The sequence below is a fragment of the Bradyrhizobium sp. USDA 3311 genome, from assembly GCF_054062495.1.
Genome location: NZ_JBSSFI010000001.1, coordinates 3,806,559 through 3,827,173 on the forward strand (window position 1 = coordinate 3,806,559; position 20,615 = coordinate 3,827,173).

Sequence of the window (20,615 nt, forward strand, 5' to 3'; positions counted from 1 at the left end):
ATCGCGTTTTCTGGCGCGTAGGATGGGTAGAACAAAGCGAAACCCATTGCCTACGCGCGTTGACCGTTTTGCGACGTGATCCACTTCGCCAGGTCGCTTTGGATCGCTATACTGCCAATCTCAGCAGGATGGTGCCCCCATGGCGAGAGAATTGGAAGGCAAGGTTGCCGCCGTGACCGGAGCCGCGTCCGGCATCGGATTGGCGAGTGCCGAGGCGATGCTGGCTGCGGGCGCGCGCGTGGTGATGGTCGATCGCGACGAGGCTGCGCTGAAGGCGCTCTGCAACAAGCACGGCGACACCGTGATCCCGCTGGTCGTCGACCTGCTCGATCCAGAAGACTGCGCAACGCTGTTGCCGCGCGTCTTGGAGAAGGCCGGCCAGCTCGACATCCTGCATGCAAACGCAGGCACGTATGTCGGCGGCGATCTGGTCGATGCCGACACCATGGCGATCGACCGGATGCTGAACCTGAATGTCAACGTCGTGATGAAAAACGTGCACGACGTGCTACCGCACATGATCGAACGCCGGACCGGCGACATCATCGTCACGAGTTCGCTGGCGGCGCATTTTCCGACGCCGTGGGAGCCGGTCTATGCGTCGTCCAAATGGGCGATCAACTGCTTCGTCCAGACGGTGCGGCGCCAGGTCTTCAAGCATGGCATTCGCGTGGGCTCGATCTCGCCCGGCCCGGTCGTCAGCGCGCTGCTCGCGGACTGGCCGCCCGAGAAGCTGAAGGAAGCCAGGGACTCGGGAAGCCTGCTGGAAGCCAGCGACGTGGCCGAGGTCGTGATGTTCATGCTGACGCGGCCGCGCGGCATGACCATTCGAGACGTGGTGATGCTGCCGACCAATTTCGATCTTTAGGGCGCATGCGCGGGTGACGGTGTCCATTCCTCATGGTGAGGAGGCGCGAAGCGCCGTCTCGAACCATGCAGGCCCCACCATCTTGCCCGCGGCCATCCTTCGAGACGACTGCGGAGCCTGTCATCGGGCCGCGCATTGCGCGGACCCGGTGGCGGTCTCCTCAGGATGAGGTCTGTGGGTGTTGAACGTCCAGCGCAGCAATCCACGCCGCCAGTTCTCGCCACGGCTCCAGCGTCCAATGCCCGGACGCAGCACCGGACGGCGAGGGCAGCACGAACACCTCGGGCCAGCTTCCATCCCGCGGCTGCCGCCCCAGCGAAATCCCGCTCGACGGCCTGCCGTAAAACAAGCTCGCCGCCTTCTTGCTCGTGAACGCAATCGTCCTCGGCCGATACTTCTCGATCTTGGCCCTGAAGCCGGGCACGTCGATCGTGTCAGTCGCGATCTGGTGATCCATCCCGGCGCCGGTCTTGGAGAGATCGGTGAAGCCGATCCCGAGATCGAGCAGCGACGCGAACTCGCCCGGCTGATAACGCCGCGGCGTGATGCCGGCCTCATGGATCGCGCGCCAGAAGCGGTTGCCGGGATGGGCGTAGTAGTGCCCGAGTTCGGCCGAGCGCGTAGAGGCGGCGGTGCCGACGAAGACGAGGCGGAGGTGGGGGCGGAGCTGGTCGGGGAGGCGGTGGGGGGTTGCGTTCGACACGTCAATCATCCGCGGCTCCAGCCCGCATGAGCGGAGCGATATGCGGGACGACAAAGACACCAGATCTCGCTACGCTTATCCAGCTTTGCTTGCCGGCGGCGAATCGGGAAGACCATAGAAATGGCAATTGGTTTTAGTGAACGCCTTGATTTCGGTCCCATCATAGGATGGGAACTCTACCAAGTGACGATCGACAAGTATCACATCATGTTCTGGTTTGAGGGTGAAAATGCCTTGTTGAACGTCGCGGACCGTTTCTCGTTCAGATCGTCCGATGGTACGGTCAATTTCTCTTACGAGATCTATGGCAATCATAAATCCTTGAGTGTTGATCGCATCCTCCGAACGAAAATCGCCGAAACGACGATTGTGAGTAAGGAGCAGCTCGATCTTGTGTTTGAAAATGGCGACGTGCTGTCGATCTACGATAATCCGGAATTCAGATCCTGGTGGTTCCTCGGGGGGCGCCAAAACGTTCCGGTTCGCCAGAGGACGAATTGGTCATTTTCAATCTGCGGATCATGATCCGGAGGACCTGACAGAACAAGAGTACCAGGATCGACGCACCTGATCTGATAAGCTTCGTTCATCAGCGTCCATACAGTCAGCCGGATGGCAGAGTCCTGCTCCTGAGGAATCGGTCGTTTCGGAACAAAATCAAACATCGCGATCCCTCAAAGCTAGGTTGTGATTGCCTCACAACACCCGATTACTCTCCTTCACCTTCTCCGCATCCAGATAAACGCTGCTGCCCATCTCCTTGAACTTCGCGCTCATCTTAGCCATGCCGTCCTCGGCGGTGCCGCTCATCGACATGCCGATCGAGTTCGGGTCGTTCAGCGTCGCCGCATAGTCCCGTACGTCCTGCGTGATCTTCATCGAGCAGAATTTCGGGCCGCACATCGAGCAGAAATGGGCGACCTTGTGGGCTTCCTTCGGCAGGGTCTCGTCGTGGAAGTTTTTCGCGGTATCAGGGTCGAGGCCGAGGTTGAACTGGTCGCTCCAGCGGAAGTCGAAACGGGCGCGGGACAGCGCGTCGTCGCGGAGCTGGGCGGCCGGGTGGCCCTTGGCGAGATCGGAGGCGTGGGCCGCGATCTTGTAGGTGATGACGCCGGTCTTGACGTCGTTGCGATCGGGCAGGCCGAGATGCTCCTTCGGGGTGACGTAGCAGAGCATGGCGCAGCCGAACCAGCCGATCATGGCGGCGCCGATGCCTGACGTGATGTGGTCGTAGCCCGGCGCGATGTCGGTGGTCAGGGGTCCGAGGGTGTAGAACGGCGCTTCGCCGCACTCCTTGAGCTGCTTGTCCATGTTGATCTTGATCTTGTGCATCGGCACGTGGCCGGGGCCTTCGATCATGACCTGGCAGCCCTTGTCCCACGCGATCTTCGTCAGCTCGCCGAGCGTCTCCAGCTCGGCGAACTGCGCGCGGTCGTTGGCGTCCGCGATCGAGCCCGGGCGCAGGCCGTCGCCGAGCGAGAACGAGACGTCATACTTGCGCATCAGGTCGCAGATCTCGTCGAAATGCGTATAGAGGAAGCTCTCCTTGTGATGCGCCAGGCACCACTTCGCCATGATCGAGCCGCCGCGGCTGACGATGCCGGTGACGCGGTTGGCGGTGAGGTGGATGTAGGACAGGCGCACGCCGGCGTGGATGGTGAAGTAGTCGACGCCCTGCTCGCACTGCTCGATCAGCGTGTCCTTGTAGAGCTCCCAGGTCAGCTTGACCGGATCGCCGTTGCACTTCTCCAGCGCCTGATAAATGGGAACGGTGCCGATCGGCACCGGCGCGTTGCGCAAGATCCATTCGCGGGTGGTGTGGATGTTGCGCCCGGTGGAGAGGTCCATCACGGTGTCGGCTCCCCAGCGGATCGCCCACACCATCTTCTCGACCTCTTCCTCGACCGACGACGTGACGGCCGAGTTGCCGATATTGGCGTTGATCTTGGTCAGGAAGTTGCGGCCGATGATCATCGGCTCGAGTTCACTGTGGTTGATGTTGCTGGGGATGATGGCGCGGCCGCGCGCGATCTCGGAGCGCACGAACTCCGGCGTGATGAAGGCCGGGACCTCCGCGCCAAAGCTCTCGCCGTCGGCGAGCGCTGCTTCGGCGCGTTCGAGCTGCTCCTTGCGGCCGAGGTTTTCGCGCGCGGCGACGTAGATCATCTCCTTGGTGATGATGCCGGCGCGGGCGAATTCGAGCTGCGTGATCTTGTGGCCGTCGAGGCCGCGCAGCGGCTTGTGATAGGCGCTGAACGCGCGCGCGGCCTTGTCGGTCGAGAGGTTGCCGTTGTCCTCCGGCTTGACCTGGCGGCCCTCATATTCCTCGACGCCGCCGCGCTCCAGCACCCAGGCCTTGCGGTTGCGGGCAAGGCCGGCGTTGACGTCGATGGTCACGGTCGGATCGGTGTAGGGGCCGGAGGTGTCGTACACCGGCAGGTTCGGCTCGCCGGCGCCTTCGGACAGGATGATCTCGCGCAAGGGCACGCGCAGGTCGGGCGCGGCGTCCGGGGATGCGAAGATTTTGCGCGAGGACGGCAGCGGGCCGGTGGTGACGGCGGGAACGGTCTTGTCGGGATTGGAGCGGATGTTCATGGGATCCTCCTTAATTCAGTTCGTTGGCATCGCTGCACGAGAGACAATTACCGCTGTCATCCCCGCCTAGTGCGCAATTGCGCACGGGAGCGGGGATCCAGTATTCCAGAGGCCGTAGTGGGATACGGAGAGGCCGCGGCGTACTGGATCGCCCGGTCAAGCCGGGCGATGACGGCGGAGTGTGTAGAGAGAGCGAGGCGCATCACGCCGCCTCCTTCGACTGGCCGAGCCATTGCCGCACCCGCGCGTCGGGGTCGGCATTTTGCGTGACGTCGCTGACGACGGCGATGGAATCGGCGCCCGCGGCAAAAATCTCCGCGGCGTGCTCGAACTTGATGCCGCCGATCGCGACCAGCGGGATGGTGCCGATGCGCTTTTTCCATTCCGTGATCTTCGGAATGCCCTGCGGCTCGAAGCGCATCGACTTCAAGGTGGTGAAGAAGATCGGGCCCAGCGCGACATAGTCGGGTTTTGCGGCCAGCGCGGTCGCAAGCTCGGCGTCGTCATGGGTGGAGATACCCAGTGACAAGCCGGCCTCGCGGATGGCCTTGAGATCGGCGTCGGCGAGGTCTTCCTGGCCGAGATGCAGATACTTTGCGCCGGCGACGATCGCCGCGCGCCAGTAATCGTTCACCACAAGCTTCGCCTGCGTGCCCTCGGTGATGGCGAGCGCGTCGGTGACGATCTGCAGCGCTTCGGCGTCGTTCAGGTCTTTCGCGCGCAGTTGAATCGTGCCGACGCCGAGTTTTGTCAGGCGCTCGACCCAGTTGAGGCTGTCGACGACGGGATAGAAGCGATCAGGATACGCGTTGCGATCAGGATACGGCATGCCAGAACGGGGTCCCAACGACAGGGGTGGAAGGGGAGGCGAAGTCGCGGGCGTTCATCAACCCGGCCTCAAAGGCGGTGCGGCCGGCCTCGACACCCAGGCGGAAGGCGTTGGCCATCGCGACGGGATCGGCGGCTTTGGCGATCGCCGTGTTGAGCAGCACGGCGTCATAGCCGAGCTCGAGCGCCTGCGCCGCGTGGCTCGGCGCGCCGATGCCGGCGTCGACCACCAGCGTGATGTCGGGCAGGCGATCGCGCAAGAGCTTCAGCGCATCGCGGTTGGTGATGCCCCGGGCCGAGCCGATCGGCGCTGCCCACGGCATCACCACCTTGCAGCCGGCATCGACCAGGCGGTTTGCAACCGAGAGATCCTCGGTGCAATAGGGGAACACCTCAAAACCGTCCTTGATCAGGAGGCTTGCTGCTTCGACGAGGCCAACGACGTCGGGCTGGAGCGTGTCGTTGTCGGCGATCACTTCCAGCTTGATCCAGCTTGTGCCGAACAGTTCGCGCGCGAGCTTTGCGGTCGTCACCGCCTCGCGCACGCTGCGGCAGCCGGCGGTGTTCGGCAGCACGGCGACGTCGAGCTCGCGGATCAGGTTCCAGAACGCATCGCCCGTCTTGCCGCCGGCGGATTCGCGCCGCAGCGACACCGTGACGATGTTCGAGCCGGCGGCGCGGATCGCCGCCTGCATGATCGCCGGCGAGGGATAGAGCGCGCTGCCGATGAGGAGGCGCGAGGCGAAGGTTTTGCCGTAGAAGGTCACCATGTGCGAGGTGTCTCCTCAAGTTCAACTGTCGTCCCCGCGAAGGCGGGGACCCATACCGCGTGATTTCTCTTGGGGCATGCGGGGAGAGATCGGCCGCCATAACCGCTCCCTGTGGTTATGGGTCCCCGCCTTCGCGGGGACGACAAGTGGAGAGAGTGTGCCTGCATCTCCCTCACCCTCCCTGCCGCGGCGTGATGATCTCGATCTCGTCGCCGGCCTTCAAGCTCGTCTCGGCCCAGCGGCTTTTCGGCACGACGTCGTAGTTCAGCGCGATCGCGAAATGGGTGCCTTCGTAGTCGAGCTCGGAGAGCAGCGCGTCCACGCTGACTGAAGCCACCTCGCGCTGCTCACCGTTGATGATCACAAGCATTGCACGATCACCCGCATTGCATCACCTCGTTGTCGATCTGGCCGCGCTGGACGTATTGCAGCGTCAGCTCGGCGAGTGCCGGCGCGATCAGGAAGCCGTGGCGGTAGAGCCCGTTGACGGCGATCTTTTCGCCGCGAATGCCGATGCGCGGCAGATTGTCGGGGAAAGCGGGGCGAAGGCCCGAGCCGAATTCGACGATGCGCGCCTCGCCGAACGCCGGGTGCACCGTATAGGCCGCACCCAAGAGCTCCAGCGCCGAGCGGACGCTGACGCCGGTGTCCTCGGCCTCGATCGAGGTCGCCCCCAGCATGAACAAATTGTCCTCGCGCGGGATCACGTAGAGCGGCCAGCGCGGATGGATCAGCCGCACCGGGCGCGCCAGCTGCACCTCGCTCGTCTCGATCAGGATCATCTCGCCCTTGACGCCGCGCAGGTCAGGCTGCTCGTCGCGTGCGGACAGGCCGCGGCAGTCGATCACGATGCCGTCGAGATCGGCGGCGCTGACGTCGCTGGAGAACTTGATGGTGCCGCCGGCGGCGCGGATGCGCTCGTGCAGCTTCGGCAGCACGCGGCGCGGCTCGACATGGCCTTCGGTCGGGAAGAACAGGGCGTCGCGGAAGCGGCCCTCCAGCGACGGCTCGAGCTCGGCAAGGCCGGCGGCATCGAGCCGGCGGTGCTCTTCGGTCATCCGGGCAAAGCGCTCGAAATCGTTGCGCTCGCGCGGATGGGCGACGACCAGGGAACCGTTGAAGGGTGTGTCGGGCAGCTCGCGCCGCCAGATGTCGAGGGAGCGCTGGCCCAGCCGGCTGATGATGGGTTCGGCGACCTCGGCCTCGCACCAGGGCGCCAGCATGCCGCCGGCCCAGTGGCTGGTGGAGTCCGTCATCGCAGCGTCGCCGCGCTCGTGCAAGGTCACGGCGTGGCCGGCCTGCGCGAACAGCAGTGCCTGCCAGGCGCCCGCAATGCCTGCGCCGATGATGGATACCGCGGAATCCGCTCGCTTGATCGTCTGTAACATCCCTGTCCCTTCGCCGGCATGACCCGGATCAGGTTCAAAGGGTCACCGCGGTCCTGGGCGGATTTGCCCATTTAGCGGTATCTCAGCTCCTCCTCGGAGCACCCCTCGGAACGGTGCCAATGTATGCCAGCGGGGCGGGGTGGTCAACGCGTTAGCCACAGGGCAGTCATTCCGGGGCGATGCGAAGCATCGAGCCCGGAATCTCGAGATTCCGGGTTCAGTCCTGCGGACTGCCCCGGAATGACAGCGGTTAGTGTGGAACCTGGGCCCGCGCGTTGCGGACGCGCTGGGCGAGCTTTTTGTGCGGCGTGGTGCCGAACATCGGCTGCGGGTTGCCGTTCGGCTCCAGCCAGGCCTCGTTGCTGGCCTCTCGCACCATCTGCTGCGCCGTTTCCTGGCGCTGCCGCTTTGCAACGTAGTAATAGCCGCCAGCGAAATAACGCACGGCTCGGGCATGGTCGCCATTGGCGGCGCGATAGGCGCCCGCGAGGTATTTGACCGCGTAAGTGAGATTGGTGTTGGGATCGCGCAGGCCGGCGGCATCGCCGGTGTAGCCGAGCCCGCGGGCGGTCGCGAGCTTGATCTGCATCAGGCCGATGGTGCCGCCATGGCCGACGAGGCCGGGCTGATAGCGGCTTTCGCGCATGATGACGCGATGCACCAGCGCTTCAGGCACGCCGTTGGCGCGGGCATGGGCCGCGACCATCTCGGCGTACTCGGCTTCACCCGCGAATGCGGCCTGCGGCGACACCAGTCCGGCCGCGATGAGCGCGGCGACACGTAAAATTTTCATCAGATATCCCTGACGTCCCTGAGCGACCTGCGTCCGGCTGTCGTTATTGTTTGAGCATGATCTGTTCGGAAAACCGCGGTGCACTTTTCCGGATCATGCTTTAGGACTCCGGAACACGGCGATGATGTGACCAAACGCCGCCGCTGACGATGTTGCGGCGCCGAGCCGTTGTTACGACGCAATGCTGGCGTAGCTGAGCTTCGGGGCGGACGACCCCCGCTCGCGACAGCACGTCTGTCTATTCGCGCGCAGACGCGAAAGCGAGGATGAAAACGCTGCAAATCGGGAGAGGTGCCATGACAAAAACCAACATGGCCAACGCGGACTTTGTCAACGCGGACTTTGTCAGCGCGGACTTGGCCAAGGCACATTTCGGCGACATCCCCCGGCAAAATCCCTGTGCTCAATGCGGCGCGCCGATTCCGAAGCCCGACTGGATCGAGCCGGGCGAGGGGCGCATCTCCTATCTCTGGACGTGCCGCGCCTGCAATTATCAGTTCGAGGCGGTGGCGATCTTCGACGAGGTCGCCGTCACGCACACCCCGCTCGCGGCTTAAGCGACGCTCTACGCGGCGAGCCGCGGCTCCTGCCAGACTGGCAGCTCCATCCGCACGATCAGCCCGTGCGGCTCGCGGTCGTGCAGCGACAGCGTCCCGCCATGGGCGATCGCGATCGCGTGCGCGATCGACAGGCCGAGGCCGAAGCCGGTGGACTCGTCCATCGTGCGCGCATCGTCGCCGCGCGCGAACGGCTCCAGCATCTCCTGCTTGCGCGCATCCGAAATGCCGGGGCCGTCGTCCTCGACGTCGATGACGAGCCTGGTGCCGGATATGTCGAGGCGGATCGTGACCTCGGCGCCGTAGCGCACGGCGTTCTCGACGAGGTTGGTGACGCCGCGATGCAGGTCGTCGGGACGCGCCGCCGCGGTGGCCGAAGCGGGGCCGTCATAGTGCACGACATGGCCCATGTCGCCGAATTGGTCGGCAATGAGCTGGAGCGTGCTGGCGATGTCGACCAGCGTCACCGCCTCGACGTTGCGGTCGTTGCGCAGGAGCGACAGCACGGATTCCAGCATCGAGCGCATCTGGTCGAGATCGATCAGCATGCGCTTGCGGTTGACCTCGTCCTCGATGAACTCGGCGCGCAGGCGCAGCCGCGTGATCGGCGTGCGCAGATCGTGGCTGATCGCCGCCAGCATTCTGGTGCGATCCGACATCAGCCGCGCGATCCGCTCATGCATGCGGTTGAGCGCGCGCGCCACCGAGCGGATCTCCTCCGGGCCGCGCTCGGGCAGCGGATCGGCTTCGCCGTCCAGGCTGAAATTCTCGGCGGCTTCGGCGAAGGAGGACAGCGGCGCGGCCAGCGCGCGCGCCGCCCACAGGCCGAGCACGGTGACGCAGATGAAGGTGGTCATCAGCGCCGTCAGCCACGGTGCGCCCCAGAACCACGGCCGCGGGCCGCCATCGACACGGCCGGCGATCACGCTGCCGTCGGGCAATTCGACGCCGACGCGGTGCGCGGTGTCGTCGGCGGCGAGCTGCACCACCTTGTAGCCGCGCCCGAGATGACGGCGCATTCCGCGCAGGTGCTGGCTGTCGCTCGTCGCGACAATGGCCGCCGTGCCGGGCGCGTGCATCTCGATGCCGAGCTTGGGGAAGGCGCGCGAAAGGTCGGCGACGAGGCGCGGCCGCTCGCTGGCCTCGGCCGAGCCGAGCAGCAGCGCGGCATCGGTCAATTGATGGGCGCCGTCCGGCGGCGTGTCCGGGCGGTCCGGCCGGCTGATCAGGAAGGCGGCGGTGACGACGAGATGGAGCGCGACGGTGGAAGCCAGCACCAGCGCGGCGATCTGCCCGCCGATACCCTTGAGGTGGAAGAACCCGAACGGCTTCATCGTCGGCGCCCCCTCAGTTGCCCAGGGGGACCGCGACCACTCCGGTGCTTGCTGCTTCAGTTCTCGCTGCTTCAGTGCGCGGCGTGAACAGATAGCCGCCGGAGCGCACCGTCTTGATCATGGTGGGATCGGCCGGATTGGGCTCGATCTTGCGGCGGATGCGGCTGACCAGCACGTCGATGGAGCGCTCGAACGAGCCGGTGTTGCGGCCCTGGGTCAGGTCGAGAAGGCTGTCGCGCGACAACACGCGGCCGGGCCGCTCGCAGAATGTCCTGAGCAGATCGAACTCGGCGCTGGTCACCGCGACGCGCGCGCCTTCTGGATTGCGCAGCTCGCGCAGCCGCAGGTCGATGCGCCAGCCTTCGAAGGCGAGCGTGGAGGCGCCCTCGATCGAGCTTGCCGCTTGAGCTGCGGCCTGGCGGCGCAGCACCGCGTTGATGCGCGCCAGCAGCTCGCGCGGGTTGAAGGGCTTTGCCAGATAGTCGTCCGCGCCCATCTCGAGGCCGACGATGCGGTCGACGTCCTCGCCGCGCGCGGTCAGCATGATGATCGGCGTCTGCGCCTCCGCGCGCACCTTGCGGCACAGGCTCAGGCCGTCCTCGCCCGGCAGCATGACGTCGAGGATGATGAGGTCAACGCGATGATCGGCCATGGCGCGCGACATTTCGCGGCCATCGCTCACGGCGGTGACGTTGCAGGCGTTGTTGCGCAGGTACTTCGCAATCAACGTCCGCGTTTCGCGGTCGTCCTCGACGACCAGGATGTTGGGATTGAGAATGGCCATGCGCTTTGTTTGTCCAAGATTCGGGCCAAAAGGCGAAGATTTTTGTTTCGGATTGTTTCTGCAGGCCCCGTCGCAATGCCGGGACACACCCGGGCACTGGCGCGGCAAGGTCTCGTTAAGGCCGTTAACCATACCGTGGCGCGGCTATCCAAGAAACCCCGCAAGATCCACGGAGCCATCATGACCTCGATTTCGGCGGCCTCCGCCGGTACCCATCAGTCGCCGCTCCAGCGGCTGCAGCAGGAATTGCAATCGGAAGTTTCCGCCGGCACGATCTCGTCGTCGGACCAGTCCGCGCTCTCGACCGCGCTGACCGACATCGACACGGCGCTCCAGCAGAGCCGCTCGAGCGACCAGTCGAGCGGCGCGCGTCCCTCCAGGGACGACATGAAGTCGAAGATCGACGACCTCATCTCCAACGAGGTGTCGAACGGGACGCTGACCTCGGACCAGGCCGAACAGCTCAAGGGCGTGTTTCAGTCCGCCTTCGCGAGCGGTCCCGGTGGTGCGGGCGGAGCCGGTGGCGCAGGCGGACCGCCGCCGGACGACGGTTCTTCGGATCCGTCGTCGACGGACTCCACCAGCAGCACGTCGAGCTATTCGACGACGGCGGAGATTCTCCAGCAATTCCTCCAGGCGCTTCAGCAGTCGCAATCGTCGGCGTCGTCGTATGGTGCCAACGGCAACTCGTCCAGCAACTCGGATTTCTCCGCACTCCTGATCGACTACAAGAGCTGACCTGAGCGACGCAGGTCGGCGCGTTCCCCGCCGCGCTCGTGCTTCACCCAGGGCGCATGATCGTCGGCGGGGAACTGTGCATTGGAACGTTCCTGCGTGACGTGAGGAACTTTCACTGCAACGCAGCGCCACCGTTGTGCGACGAAATCGCCGCAGCTTAGGAACTGCGCGTGATCGGCGCTGTTCTCTCCATACGAGTTTTTGCTGAAGGAGAGGACAACAATGCTGATGAAATCAATCGCCGCCGGCCTTGCCGGCACCGCGCTGCTTGCGACTGCTGTGTTTGCGCAATCGCCGACCGCCACCACCGACAAGGCGCCGACCGCGGCCACCACCACGACGACCACGTCGGCCTCGGGTGAATGGCGCACGTCGAAGATGCCGGGCCTGAAGATCTACAACGACGCCAACGAGAACATCGGCTCGATCAACGATCTGCTGATGGACAAGAGCGGCGCCATCAAGATCGCCGTGATCGGCGTCGGCGGCTTCCTCGGCATGGGCGAGCATCTGGTTGCCGTGCCCTATGACAAGCTGAAGTTCGTCAATGAGGCCGTCGCCTATACCGGCGCGGCCGGCACAAATCCGAACGCCAAGCCGGCGACGACCACAACCACGGGTGCCGCGACCGGCACCGACAAGACCGCGACGACCGTGACGGCTTCGTCGAAGTGGTATCCGGACCACGCCGTGTTCAACGCGAGCAAGGACGAGCTGAAGAACATGCCCGAGTTCAAGTACTCGGAGTAATGCGGTTCGCGTGACGATTTGAACGACGCGCGCCCGGTTTTCGCCGGGCGCGCTGTCGTGCTCTTCCCCACCTCTCCCCGCTTGCGGGGAGAGGTCACTTCGCATCGAAGATGCGAAGTGGGTGAGGGGGACTCTCCGCGAGTCTAACTGTCACCGTCGTTGTGGAGACTCCCCCTCACCCCAACCCTCTCCCCGCAAGCGGGGAGAGGGAGAGCCCTGTTTAGTGCGTCACCAGCGGGCAGCCGCCTTTGTCGAGCGGACGGAATGCCTCGTCGCCGGGCACGGTGGCGATCAGCTTGTAGAGATCCCACTCGCCCTTGGACTCCTCGGGCTTCTTGACCTCGAACAGATACATGTCGTGGACCATGCGGCCGTCGATGCGGATCTTTCCGTTCTTTGCAAAGAAGTCGTTGACCGGCGTTGAGCGCATCTGCTCCATCACCTTCGGCGCCTCGTCGGTCTTGATGGCCTCGATCGCCTTCAGATAGTGCATGGTTGCCGAATAGAGGCCGGCCTGGATCATGGTCGGCATGTGCCCGACCTTCTCGTTGAAGCGTTTCGAGAAGGCGCGCGTCTCCTCGTTCATGTCCCAGTAGAACGCGTCGGTGACGATCAGGCCCTGCGTCGCCTTGATGCCGAGCGAATGCGTGTCGGTGATCTCCTGCAGGAGCGCGATCATCTTCTGGCCGCCCTGAGTGAGGCCGAACTCGGCGGCCTGCTTCAGCGCATTGGTGGTGTCGCCGCCGGCATTGGCCAGCGCGACCACCTTGGCCTTGGAGGCCTGGGCCTGGAGCAGGAACGAGGAGAAGTCCGACGAGTTGAGCGGATGGCGGACTTCGCCGAGCACCTTGCCGCCGCTCTCCTTGACCACGTTGGCGGCATCGCGCTGCAGCGCCATGCCGAAGGCGTAGTCGGCGGTGACGAAGTACCAGGTGTCCTCGCCGCGCTTCACCATCGCCTTGCCGGCGACGTTCGACAGCGCATAGGTGTCGTAGGTCCAGTGCACCGTGTTGGGCGAGCAGGCGACGCCGGTGATATCGGAGGAGCCGCCGCCGGAATTGATGTTGATCTTGTTCTTTTCCCGCGTCAGCGCCGAGATCGGCAGCGCGACCGATGAGGTCGGCACGTCGAAGATCGCGTCGACCTTGTCGTTGTCGTACCAGTTGCGGGCGATGTTGACGCCGACATCGGGCTTGTTCTGGTGATCGGCGGCAACCACCTGGACCGGCTTGCCCGCGACCTTGGCGCCGTAATCGGCGACCGCCATCTCGACGGCGGCGAGCGAGCCCTTGCCGGTCGCGTCCGCATAGAGGCTCGACATGTCCGTGAGCACGCCGATCTTGACGACATCGTCGGAAATCTGCGCCTGCGCGGTGCCGCATGTAGCGGCGAGCGCGAGACCGACTGCTGTGGCGGCGATGAGTTTTTGCATGTTGTTTTCTCCCTGTGTGTTGTTGTTTGGGGCGTTGTTGCGGGGACTGTTCTAGCGACAAACGGTCGCGGCAGCTAAGCCAAAGATGCGTGAGGGGGATGAGAAATATGGAGGGGGATCTATCGTCATTCCGGGCGCGCCCCCTTGGGCGCGCGCCCGGAATTCATTCATCCACCGTCGCTGCGGCCCGATGTGATTCCGGGCTCGCGCTGCGCGCGCCCCGGAATGACAGCGGGGGCCTTTCAGGCGCTGCTGCCCTTGAGCCGCTCGTTGCGTCGGCGCAAGCCTTCCAGGGTGGCGAGGAGGATGACCGATACCGTGGTCAGAATCACCGCCGCTGCCGTGATGGTCGGGCTGATGTTCTCGCGGATGCCGCTGAACATCTCGCGCGGCAGGGTGCGCTGCTCCGGACCCGCCATGAACAGCACGATCACCACCTCATCGAAGCTGGTCGCGAAGGCGAACAGCGCACCTGAGGCGAGGCCCGGCAGGATCAGCGGCAGGATCACGCGGCGGAACGCATCAAGCGGCGAGGCGCCGAGCGAGGCGGCGGCGCGCGCCAGATTGGTGTCGAAGCTTTGCAGCGTCGCGCCGACCGTGATCACCACAAAGGGCGTTGCCAGCGCGGTGTGGGCCAGGATCAAGCCGAGGTAACTGCCGGTCAGCCCGATCGGCGCGAAGAAGAAATACAGGCCGACGGCGGTGATGACGCCGGGCACGACGACCGGCGACAGCACGAAAGCGAGCACGAGCGGCTTGAACCGGCTCTTCCACTGCGCCAGCCCCAGCGCGGCCAGCGTACCAAGCACCATCGACAGCAGAGTCGAGGCAACGCCGATGACCATGCTGTTCTTCAGCGAATTCATCCAGCGCGGCGAATTGATGAAATCGTCGTACCAGCGCAAGGAGAGGCCCGGCAGCGGATAGGTGAGGTACGAGCCCGAGCTGAACGACAGCGGCATGATCGCCAGGATCGGCGCGATCAGGAAGATGAATACCAACGTGGAGATGATGATGGTCGCGGTCCACGCGATGCGCTGGCTGGGCGTGCGGAGGGTGGAATTGTCGCTCAATTCTTCATTCCTCCCGTGACCTGCTGGCCCTGCACCAGCTTGCCGTAGACGAGAGCGAGCAGGACAGTGGCGAGCAGCAGCACCGCACCCAGCGCCGAAGCAAGGCCCCAATTGGCCGTCTCGGTCGTGTAGAGCGCAATGAAGTAGCTGATCATCTGGTCGGCGGCGCCCCCGACGAGTGCCGGTGTGATGTAGTAGCCGAGCGCCAGGATGAAGACGAGCAGGCTTCCCGCGCCGATGCCGGGCAGCGTCTGGGGCAGGTAGATCCGCAGGAAGGCGGTGAGTGGTGGCGCACCGAGCGAGGCGGCGGCGCGCATGTAAGCAGGCGAGATCGCCTTCATGCTGCTGTACAGCGGCAGGATCATGAAGGGCAGGAGAACGTGGGTCATGGCCACGCAGACGCCGAAGCGGTTGTAGATCAGGCGCAACGGCTGGTCGATGATGCCAAGCCACTGCAGGCTGTCGTTCACGACGCCCTTGCTCTGCAACAGCACGATCCAGGCACAGGTGCGGACCAGAAGCGATGTCCAGAACGGCAGCAGGACGAAGATCATCAGCAGGTTCGACCGGCTAGGTGGCAGCGTCGCCAGCAGGTACGCGACCGGGAAGCCGAGGATCAGGCAGAGTGCCGTGACGCTGAGGCTGATGAGGAAGGTGCGGGCGAACACGTCGCGGTAGATGGCCTGATCCGGCGGAGCTGCGACGATCGCGCCGTCCGCGTTCCGCGTCAGGTCGAGCGCCGCCAGAAGGTAGAAGCCGGTCGTTGGGCCGCTGGCGTCCTTGATCGTTGTCCAGGTGGCGCGTTCGCGCCAGGCCGGATTGATCTTGGCAAGTGTCTCCTTGGCGGCGCCGGGCTCCGGCGCCGCCTTCAGATTGCGTGCCGTGCTGGTCAGGATCGTGCGGAAGCCGTTCAGCGCGTAGTTGAGCCGCTTGGCCGCGATGGCCATGGTGCCGGAGGCGCGTGCCGCCAGGATGTCGCTTGCCAGCGCTGCAAAGGCCTTTTCGTCCGGCAGGTCCTTGCCGTCCCAGTCGGCGAGAGCAGCTATGGTTTGCGGCAGAACCTGGCGCACCTCCCGGTCATCGACGGCGCGCCACAGCATGCCAGCGATCGGGCCTGCGAAGGTGAAGAGCAGGAAGACGAGAAGCGGTGCTACCAGCGCCAATGCCTTGACCTGGCGTGTCCGCTCGGCGCGCCTCAATCGGCGCTTGAGCGGCACTTCGGTCTGCGCATCGGCGCCGGTTAAAAGCGCATTCGTCATTGGTCGAGCCTTGCAGGGCGCGCTATTTCGCGGCCCATTTGTTGAAGCGCTCGGTCAGACGGTCGATGTTCTCGAGCCAGAAGGCAACGTTGATCTCGACCGCGTTCTTGATGTTGTCAGGCGCTGTCGGCAGGTCCTTCAGAACGGCGGGCGCGAGCAGAGCGGCTGCGTCCTTGTTCGAGGTGCCATAGGCAATGTTCTCCGACAGTTTTGATTGGTTCCCCGCCTTGCCTGCGAAGTCCAGGAACTTGTAGGCCGCGTCCTTGTTCGGGCTACCCTTCAGGATGACCCAGCTGTCGAGCGTGAAGAGCGCGCCGTCCCACACCATGCCGAAATTCTTCTTCTCGTTCTTGTTCGCGGTGTCGATGCGGCCATTGTAGACCGAGGTCATGGCCACCTCGCCGGAGGCGAGCAGTTGCGGCGGCTGCGCGCCGGCCTTCCACCAGACGATGTCGCCCTTGATGGTGTCCAGCTTCTTGAACGCGCGCTCGACGCCTTCGTCGGTCGCCAGCACCTTGTAGACGTCCTTCGGCGCGACGCCGTCGGCCATGAGGGCGATCTCCAGCGTGGTCTTCGGGCCCTGACGCAAGGCGCGCTTGCCCGGAATCTTCTTGGTGTCGAAGAAGTCGGCCCAGCCGCTCGGGGCCTGCTTCAGCTTGTCCTTGTCGTAGCCGAGAACGAAATCGTAGAGGATGGCGCCGACGCCGCAAGCGTTGACCGATGGCGGGATATAGGCGGCCTCGCCCCCGATCCTGGAATAATCAAGCTTCTCGAACAGGCCTTCCTCGCAGCCGACCGCGAGTTCGTCGCTCTCCACCTGCACGACGTCCCAGGTGGCGGCACCACCCTGCACCTTGGCGCGCAGCACGCCGACACCGCCGTCCCAGGACTCGTCGTTCATCGGAGCCCCGGCCGCCTTCTTGAACGGCTCGAAATAGACCTTCTTCTGCGCATCCTGATACGCGCCGCCCCACGACACGACGGTGAGGTCACGCGCCTGTGCGACCGTGGCCAGCGCAGCGCTGGCGCTGAATGCCGCGACGAAACCCAGAGCAATCCTGCCAGTTTTGCGCTTCAGCATGGTCCTTGTTCCTTCTTCATGTGCGTTACGTTGACGTTGATCGTTGCAGGTTCGGATCAAACGGGATCGAGGGCGAGGCAATCTTCGGGCCGGAAGGTGATGAACACGCTTTCGCCAGGAATGAGACTGTGATGCGCCCCCGGCTGAAGCTTGACCATGAACTCCCCGTTGCCGGCGACATCGAGCACGGCCAGCGCGTGGTCGCCGAGATAGATGGTGTTCTGCACCCTGGCCGGCAGCCGGTTCGGTCCTTCGCTGGAGGTGCCATCCGGGACAATGGCGACGCGCTCCGGCCGCACCGACAGGGAGGTCGATGCGCCCGCGCCTGATACATTGACCGCCCGTGCGGTGACGGCGCCGCCACCCGCCAGCGCGACCCGGCAATAGTCCTTGTCGACCGTCTCGACGGTGCCGGCCAGCACGTTGTTTTCGCCGATGAAGTGAGCGACGAAGCTGTTCACCGGATGCTCATACAGCGCGTCGGGCCTGTCGATTTGCTGCACGATGCCGTCGTTGAACACGGCAATGCGGTCCGACATGGTAAGCGCTTCACTCTGATCGTGGGTGACGTAGACGACGGTGATGCCCATCGTCTCGTGCAGTTGCTTGATCTCCAGCTGCATCTGCTCCCGCAGGCGCTTGTCGAGGGCGCCAAGGGGCTCGTCCATCAGCACGAGTTGCGGATTGAAAACCAGCGCGCGGGCCAGCGCCACGCGCTGCTGCTGACCGCCGGACAGCTGCCCGGGCCGCCGGTGCGCCAGGGTTTCCATCTTGATCATGCGGAGCGCCGCCCTGACGCGCTCCTGCGCTTCCGCCTTGTTGATTTTGCGGACGGAGAGCGGGAAGGCGATATTCTCCGCGATCGTCAGGTGCGGAAACAAGGCATAGTTCTGGAACACCATGCCGATGTCGCGCTTGTGCGGCGGCATGTTCTTGATCGGCCGGTCTGCGAGATAGATCTCGCCATGGGTCGGAACCTCGAAGCCAGCCAGCATCATCAGCGTGGTCGTCTTGCCCGAGCCCGACGGGCCGAGCAGGGTGATGAACTCGCCCTTCCTGATGTCGAGGTCGAGGTTCTTCACCACGAGGTGCTCGCCATCATAGGTCTTCTGTATGCCGGAAAATCGCACCAGTGCCGGCGCAAGCGTGACCATGCCGGCTTCCATGTTGTCCTCGCGTCATCGGCTACAGTGCTGTCAGGACCTCGTTCGAGGTTGCGAAGAACAGCTTAGCATCCTCCGATGAGAATGCTAGCGGCGCAAGCGACGAAGACACGCGCTGGCTTGGTTGAGTGAAGACGCGCTACATCCCCGACAGCTTCGTCACGTACACGTTGAGCGAGCCGCCGGCTTCCGCGACCACGCGCAGCGTCTTGGAATCGAAGGCGATGTCGGCGAGCGTCAGGCTGTCGATCTTCGCGTCGACCTTGAGGCCGTCCTCGCTCTTCTGGTAGTCGGCGATCGCGGCCGCGATCTTCTCGCGGGCGTTGGCGGCGATCGGCTTCAGATCGAGCGTCGCCTTCTGCACCAGCGCCTGCTGCATCTGCGGCACCACCGCGCGCGCCGCCGCGCCGAGCAGCCCGAAGGCCGCCTCGGATTCCACCGCGAGCTGGATGTCGGCGAGCCGCAGCGTCTGCTGCGCCTGGTCGAGCATCGGTCGGCCCCAGATATGCACGGTCGCCTCGGCGCCGAGGCCGAGCCAGCTCTTCTTTTCTTTCGCGCGCACCAGAAGCGAGATCAGCAACCGGTCGCCGGACGGAACCACGTTGACGCTCTTCACGGTGACGTCGACCGGGCCCGAGCCGTCCTCGGGATAGGTGTGGCCGACCATCTGCGCCGCAATGAGCTTGTTGATCTCGGTGAAGGGCACGTCGATCGGCACGCCGATGCTCACGCCGGTGCCGGTCGGCGGCACGATCGAGATCTTGTCGGGGAACGGGCAGTCCGGCTTGGACGGCGCCGAGGTCACGCGCGTCTCCAGCTCGAGGCCAAGCAGCAGCGTCACGTTCTGGGCGTCGACGCGCGGCTGCGCGGCGATGGCGCGGGTCGGTTTCATCTCGAGCCAGAGCGGCGGCAGCGCGGCCGACGAGCCCGAGCCTTGCAGCGGGATCGTACGGCAGGCCCTGGCCCATTGCAGCTTGGCATTCTCCCGCAGCGACGGATCGTTGCGGATGCGTTCGGAGACGATGTTGATCTGCTCGCCGACGTTCTTGTCGATCAGCGGCTTGACCTGCGCCGGCACGTTGACCTTGGCGCCGGAGACGTTGAGGTTGGTGTCGCCGAGGTTGACCTGCGCCCCGAGATTGGGCTCGAGATGCCAGTTGGCCGCGAGCTTCGGACGCGAGGTGACGACCACGTTGCCCTTGATCTCGGCGCTGGCGTTCAAGTTCTTGATGTTGACCGCGCCGATCCGTTTCGCCGCGTCACCGCCGAGCACGCTGCCGAGCGCGTCGCCGAGTGCGCCCGTGGCTTTGGCGGACAGCGAGCCCGTCACGTTCAGCTTGCCGCTGAGCGGCGTCGAGATGGTCAGCACGTCCTTGTCGCCGGCAGCCGCCATCGGTCCGCGCACGGCCGACCAGCCGATGTCGGCGTTCTCCAGGATCTGCGAGATCGGATTGTCGGCCTTGCCGGCGAAATTGCGCGGCGCGGCCTTCTCGGCCTGCTCGCGGATCGCCGAGATCGCGATGGCGACCGGCGCGACCACGATCGAGCTCTTCGAGGCCGGCGGCAGCGGCGGCAGCTGCGCGACCGGGGGCGCGGAATTGGTCGCGCGCGGCGACAGCCAGTCCATCGCCTTCAGGCTGATGAAGAAAGACGCCGCGAGCACCGCGACGGCGATCAGGATAGTCTTGAAATTCAACGCCAGACGCATCTCACCCCCAGGCCGCCCGCGAGGGATTCTACAGGGCGGGAGAGGAGGGCGCTAGAGCGCATCGATGGGGTGGAATTGGGGCGAATGTGTTAACGGCCGCGTGCGCGCCGTTGCCGCACATTCAGGCCGTCATCGCGGGGCTAGCCGCGCCGCGGACGGCGGACCGCTCTCACATTGCCGCGATCTCCGCCACCGCAGTAGAAACGGTCACCGCCATCGGACTCCAGGCCCGAGACCATCGTGCCCGCCGGCAGGTCGAGCTGCTCCAGCACCTTGCCGCTCTCCGGGTCGATCCGCCTGATGTCACTGTCATCGCCCTCCCAGGTGCCGTGCCAGAGCTCGCCGTCGACCCACGTCACCCCGGTCACGAAGCGCTTGCTCTCGATGGTGCGGAGCACCGCCCCGGTCTCCGGATCGATTTGATGGATCTTGCGCTCCCGATATTGGCCGACCCACAGCGAACCCTCCGCCCAGGCGAGTCCGGAATCGCCACCGCCGCCGGGCGCCGGGATGGTGTTCACCACCTTGCCGGTCGCGGCGTCGATCTTCTGGATGCGGTCCTCGGCGATCTGGAACAGGTGCCGGCCGTCGAACGCCGTCCCAGCGTGCGCGGCGACATCGATCGAGCGTGTGAGCTTGCCGCTGGCCGGATCGACCGCGTTCAGCTTGTCGCCGGATGCGAACCAGACATGCGTGCCGTCATAGGTCACGCCGTGCACGGCCTCGACGCCCGGAAAGGGCCCGTACTCCCTGACGATCTCGGCGGCTGAACGTTTCATGTGCTTGATCCC

General features: G+C 64.9%; 21 protein-coding genes and 1 riboswitch. Of the genes, 5 read left to right on the forward strand and 16 right to left on the reverse strand.

The annotated features are described in order from the left end of the window. Positions 1 to 139 precede the first annotated feature (139 nt). Positions 140 to 868 carry an SDR family oxidoreductase gene (locus tag ACVWW6_RS18075; protein WP_028176297.1) on the forward strand — a complete coding sequence of 243 codons (729 nt, stop codon included), beginning with the start codon at positions 140 to 142 and terminating at the stop codon, positions 866 to 868. A gap of 160 nt (positions 869 to 1,028) precedes the next feature. On the opposite strand, the gene ACVWW6_RS18080 is transcribed toward ACVWW6_RS18075, so the two are convergent. Next, positions 1,029 to 1,580 carry a mismatch-specific DNA-glycosylase gene (locus ACVWW6_RS18080; RefSeq protein ID WP_456681163.1) on the reverse strand — a complete coding sequence of 184 codons (552 nt, stop codon included), beginning with the start codon at positions 1,578 to 1,580 and terminating at the stop codon, positions 1,029 to 1,031. A gap of 111 nt (positions 1,581 to 1,691) precedes the next feature. On the opposite strand from ACVWW6_RS18080, the gene ACVWW6_RS18085 reads away from it, so the two are divergent. Then, positions 1,692 to 2,096, forward strand: a complete 405-nt coding sequence (locus tag ACVWW6_RS18085; RefSeq protein WP_456681164.1) for a hypothetical protein — start codon at positions 1,692 to 1,694, stop codon at positions 2,094 to 2,096. Between the two features lie 171 nt (positions 2,097 to 2,267). Here ACVWW6_RS18085 and thiC read toward each other — a convergent pair whose 3' ends face one another. The 6 genes from thiC to ACVWW6_RS18115 all read right to left on the reverse strand — a co-directional run bounded on the left by thiC (position 2,268) and on the right by ACVWW6_RS18115 (position 7,945). After that, positions 2,268 to 4,166 carry a phosphomethylpyrimidine synthase ThiC gene (gene thiC / locus ACVWW6_RS18090; protein ID WP_456681165.1) on the reverse strand — a complete coding sequence of 633 codons (1,899 nt, stop codon included), beginning with the start codon at positions 4,164 to 4,166 and terminating at the stop codon, positions 2,268 to 2,270. 202 nt (positions 4,167 to 4,368) lie between these two features. Further along, complete coding sequence (locus ACVWW6_RS18095) at positions 4,369 to 4,995, reverse strand: thiamine phosphate synthase (RefSeq protein WP_456681166.1); 627 nt, start codon at positions 4,993 to 4,995, stop codon at positions 4,369 to 4,371. Beyond that, positions 4,982 to 5,764: a thiazole synthase gene (locus tag ACVWW6_RS18100; RefSeq protein ID WP_456681167.1), complete on the reverse strand. Its 783-nt coding sequence runs from the start codon at positions 5,762 to 5,764 to the stop codon at positions 4,982 to 4,984. The genes ACVWW6_RS18095 and ACVWW6_RS18100 overlap by 14 nt, the downstream gene beginning before the upstream one ends. Before the next feature lie 172 nt (positions 5,765 to 5,936). Continuing rightward, positions 5,937 to 6,134, reverse strand: a complete 198-nt coding sequence (gene thiS / locus ACVWW6_RS18105; protein WP_011089396.1) for a sulfur carrier protein ThiS — start codon at positions 6,132 to 6,134, stop codon at positions 5,937 to 5,939. Positions 6,135 to 6,141: 7 nt separating this feature from the next. Then, a complete protein-coding gene (locus ACVWW6_RS18110; RefSeq protein ID WP_456681168.1) occupies positions 6,142 to 7,152 on the reverse strand; it encodes an FAD-dependent oxidoreductase in 1,011 nt (336 codons plus the stop codon). Continuing rightward, positions 7,141 to 7,268: riboswitch (TPP riboswitch) on the reverse strand. (Overlaps the previous gene by 12 nt.) A 134-nt stretch (positions 7,269 to 7,402) precedes the next feature. Further along, complete coding sequence (locus ACVWW6_RS18115) at positions 7,403 to 7,945, reverse strand: transglycosylase SLT domain-containing protein (RefSeq protein WP_390895122.1); 543 nt, start codon at positions 7,943 to 7,945, stop codon at positions 7,403 to 7,405. Between the two features lie 296 nt (positions 7,946 to 8,241). On the opposite strand from ACVWW6_RS18115, the gene ACVWW6_RS18120 reads away from it, so the two are divergent. Further along, a complete protein-coding gene (locus ACVWW6_RS18120) occupies positions 8,242 to 8,502 on the forward strand; it encodes a pentapeptide repeat-containing protein (protein WP_430640715.1) in 261 nt (86 codons plus the stop codon). 8 nt (positions 8,503 to 8,510) lie between these two features. Here the strand turns inward: ACVWW6_RS18120 and ACVWW6_RS18125 are convergent, their stop codons facing one another. Further along, positions 8,511 to 9,836, reverse strand: coding sequence for an ATP-binding protein (locus ACVWW6_RS18125; protein WP_456681169.1), 1,326 nt, complete (start codon positions 9,834 to 9,836; stop codon positions 8,511 to 8,513). Between the two features lie 13 nt (positions 9,837 to 9,849). Then, a complete protein-coding gene (locus ACVWW6_RS18130) occupies positions 9,850 to 10,620 on the reverse strand; it encodes a response regulator (RefSeq protein ID WP_456681170.1) in 771 nt (256 codons plus the stop codon). A 180-nt stretch (positions 10,621 to 10,800) separates the two neighbouring features. Between ACVWW6_RS18130 and ACVWW6_RS18135 the strand changes: the two genes are divergently transcribed. Beyond that, positions 10,801 to 11,358 (forward strand): hypothetical protein, encoded by a 558-nt coding sequence (locus ACVWW6_RS18135; protein WP_456681171.1) that lies wholly within the window; start codon positions 10,801 to 10,803, stop codon positions 11,356 to 11,358. A 222-nt stretch (positions 11,359 to 11,580) separates the two neighbouring features. After that, the gene (locus tag ACVWW6_RS18140; protein ID WP_028176286.1) at positions 11,581 to 12,108 is read left to right on the forward strand and encodes a PRC-barrel domain-containing protein; all 528 of its coding nucleotides are present in this window, start codon (positions 11,581 to 11,583) and stop codon (positions 12,106 to 12,108) included. A gap of 220 nt (positions 12,109 to 12,328) precedes the next feature. Here ACVWW6_RS18140 and ACVWW6_RS18145 read toward each other — a convergent pair whose 3' ends face one another. From ACVWW6_RS18145 to ACVWW6_RS18175, 7 genes are all read right to left on the reverse strand, one after another. After that, the gene (locus ACVWW6_RS18145; protein ID WP_011089388.1) at positions 12,329 to 13,540 is read right to left on the reverse strand and encodes an ABC transporter substrate-binding protein; all 1,212 of its coding nucleotides are present in this window, start codon (positions 13,538 to 13,540) and stop codon (positions 12,329 to 12,331) included. 242 nt (positions 13,541 to 13,782) lie between these two features. Next, positions 13,783 to 14,613: an ABC transporter permease gene (locus ACVWW6_RS18150; RefSeq protein WP_162603762.1), complete on the reverse strand. Its 831-nt coding sequence runs from the start codon at positions 14,611 to 14,613 to the stop codon at positions 13,783 to 13,785. Beyond that, a complete protein-coding gene (locus ACVWW6_RS18155; RefSeq protein WP_110117125.1) occupies positions 14,610 to 15,872 on the reverse strand; it encodes an ABC transporter permease in 1,263 nt (420 codons plus the stop codon). Before ACVWW6_RS18155 ends, ACVWW6_RS18150 begins: the two co-directional genes overlap by 4 nt. A 22-nt stretch (positions 15,873 to 15,894) precedes the next feature. Continuing rightward, a complete protein-coding gene (locus ACVWW6_RS18160) occupies positions 15,895 to 16,953 on the reverse strand; it encodes an ABC transporter substrate-binding protein (protein ID WP_456681172.1) in 1,059 nt (352 codons plus the stop codon). A gap of 56 nt (positions 16,954 to 17,009) precedes the next feature. Next, positions 17,010 to 18,119, reverse strand: coding sequence for an ABC transporter ATP-binding protein (locus ACVWW6_RS18165; RefSeq protein WP_011089384.1), 1,110 nt, complete (start codon positions 18,117 to 18,119; stop codon positions 17,010 to 17,012). A gap of 136 nt (positions 18,120 to 18,255) precedes the next feature. Continuing rightward, positions 18,256 to 19,824: a DUF4403 family protein gene (locus tag ACVWW6_RS18170; RefSeq protein ID WP_028176281.1), complete on the reverse strand. Its 1,569-nt coding sequence runs from the start codon at positions 19,822 to 19,824 to the stop codon at positions 18,256 to 18,258. A 140-nt stretch (positions 19,825 to 19,964) separates the two neighbouring features. Continuing rightward, complete coding sequence (locus tag ACVWW6_RS18175; RefSeq protein ID WP_038966417.1) at positions 19,965 to 20,603, reverse strand: Vgb family protein; 639 nt, start codon at positions 20,601 to 20,603, stop codon at positions 19,965 to 19,967. Positions 20,604 to 20,615 lie beyond the last annotated feature (12 nt).

What these genes read in the sequence shown, in the direction of transcription:
- ACVWW6_RS18175 (WP_038966417.1), bottom strand. Translation starts at nt 20,603, where the DNA reads ATGAAACGTTCAGCCGCCGAGATCGTCAGGGAGTACGGGCCCTTTCCG.
- ACVWW6_RS18120 (WP_430640715.1), top strand. Translation starts at nt 8,242, where the DNA reads ATGACAAAAACCAACATGGCCAACGCGGACTTTGTCAACGCGGACTTT.
- ACVWW6_RS18085 (WP_456681164.1), top strand. Translation starts at nt 1,692, where the DNA reads ATGGCAATTGGTTTTAGTGAACGCCTTGATTTCGGTCCCATCATAGGA.
- thiS (WP_011089396.1), bottom strand. Translation starts at nt 6,134, where the DNA reads ATGCTTGTGATCATCAACGGTGAGCAGCGCGAGGTGGCTTCAGTCAGC.
- ACVWW6_RS18145 (WP_011089388.1), bottom strand. Translation starts at nt 13,540, where the DNA reads ATGCAAAAACTCATCGCCGCCACAGCAGTCGGTCTCGCGCTCGCCGCT.
- ACVWW6_RS18080 (WP_456681163.1), bottom strand. Translation starts at nt 1,580, where the DNA reads ATGATTGACGTGTCGAACGCAACCCCCCACCGCCTCCCCGACCAGCTC.
- ACVWW6_RS18110 (WP_456681168.1), bottom strand. Translation starts at nt 7,152, where the DNA reads ATGTTACAGACGATCAAGCGAGCGGATTCCGCGGTATCCATCATCGGC.
- ACVWW6_RS18155 (WP_110117125.1), bottom strand. Translation starts at nt 15,872, where the DNA reads ATGACGAATGCGCTTTTAACCGGCGCCGATGCGCAGACCGAAGTGCCG.
- ACVWW6_RS18100 (WP_456681167.1), bottom strand. Translation starts at nt 5,764, where the DNA reads ATGGTGACCTTCTACGGCAAAACCTTCGCCTCGCGCCTCCTCATCGGC.
- thiC (WP_456681165.1), bottom strand. Translation starts at nt 4,166, where the DNA reads ATGAACATCCGCTCCAATCCCGACAAGACCGTTCCCGCCGTCACCACC.
- ACVWW6_RS18165 (WP_011089384.1), bottom strand. Translation starts at nt 18,119, where the DNA reads ATGGAAGCCGGCATGGTCACGCTTGCGCCGGCACTGGTGCGATTTTCC.
- ACVWW6_RS18130 (WP_456681170.1), bottom strand. Translation starts at nt 10,620, where the DNA reads ATGGCCATTCTCAATCCCAACATCCTGGTCGTCGAGGACGACCGCGAA.
- ACVWW6_RS18140 (WP_028176286.1), top strand. Translation starts at nt 11,581, where the DNA reads ATGCTGATGAAATCAATCGCCGCCGGCCTTGCCGGCACCGCGCTGCTT.
- ACVWW6_RS18125 (WP_456681169.1), bottom strand. Translation starts at nt 9,836, where the DNA reads ATGAAGCCGTTCGGGTTCTTCCACCTCAAGGGTATCGGCGGGCAGATC.
- ACVWW6_RS18160 (WP_456681172.1), bottom strand. Translation starts at nt 16,953, where the DNA reads ATGCTGAAGCGCAAAACTGGCAGGATTGCTCTGGGTTTCGTCGCGGCA.
- ACVWW6_RS18135 (WP_456681171.1), top strand. Translation starts at nt 10,801, where the DNA reads ATGACCTCGATTTCGGCGGCCTCCGCCGGTACCCATCAGTCGCCGCTC.
- ACVWW6_RS18115 (WP_390895122.1), bottom strand. Translation starts at nt 7,945, where the DNA reads ATGAAAATTTTACGTGTCGCCGCGCTCATCGCGGCCGGACTGGTGTCG.
- ACVWW6_RS18095 (WP_456681166.1), bottom strand. Translation starts at nt 4,995, where the DNA reads ATGCCGTATCCTGATCGCAACGCGTATCCTGATCGCTTCTATCCCGTC.
- ACVWW6_RS18170 (WP_028176281.1), bottom strand. Translation starts at nt 19,824, where the DNA reads ATGCGTCTGGCGTTGAATTTCAAGACTATCCTGATCGCCGTCGCGGTG.
- ACVWW6_RS18075 (WP_028176297.1), top strand. Translation starts at nt 140, where the DNA reads ATGGCGAGAGAATTGGAAGGCAAGGTTGCCGCCGTGACCGGAGCCGCG.